This is a genomic window from Streptococcus pseudopneumoniae (assembly GCF_001072925.1).
Classification (GTDB): Bacteria; Bacillota; Bacilli; order Lactobacillales; family Streptococcaceae; genus Streptococcus; species Streptococcus pseudopneumoniae_Q.
The window spans coordinates 1-521 of sequence record NZ_JVHE01000090.1 but is presented as its reverse complement, the minus strand read 5'-3'; the positions used below and the strand labels follow the sequence as shown (position 1 = coordinate 521).

Annotated in this window: 1 protein-coding gene; it reads right to left on the bottom strand. The window is 36.1% G+C overall.

Going from position 1 to position 521, the window contains the following annotated elements; all coding sequences use genetic code 11:
- Positions 1-16: 16 nt before the first annotated feature.
- The coding region (locus tag ADH81_RS05550; RefSeq protein WP_049527092.1) for an ISL3 family transposase at positions 17-521 on the bottom strand (505 nt) is incomplete at its 5' end.

Genomic DNA, 521 nt, shown 5'->3' with positions numbered 1-521 from the left:
GTGGGTTGAATAAAAGCTAACATCTGGAGAGGACAATCGTTGTCCTCTCCATTTTTATATTCAGAGCGATGAAAATTCGTTTCTTAAAGTTGTCAAAGTTCCTAAAACCAAAAGCATTTCGTTTGATGAGTTTAATGAGATTATTAGTCGCTTCCAATTTAGCGTTGGAATAAGGTAATTGAAGGGCGTTGACGATTTTCTCCTTGTCCTTTAGAAATGTCTTAAAGACAGTCTGAAAAAGAGGATGAACCTTTTTTAGATTGTCTTCAATAAGTCCGAAAAATTTCTTAGGCTCTTTATTCTGAAAGTGAAAAAGCAATAGTTGATAGAGATCATAGTGGTGTTTCAAGTCTTCGGAATAGCTTAAAAGCTTGTCTAGAATCTCTTTATTCGTCAAGTGCATACGAAAAGTAGGGCGATAAAATCGCTTATCACTCAATTTACGGCTATCTTGTTGGATGAGCTTCCAGTAGCGCTTGATGGCCTTGTATTGATGGGATTTTCTATCGAATTGGTTCATA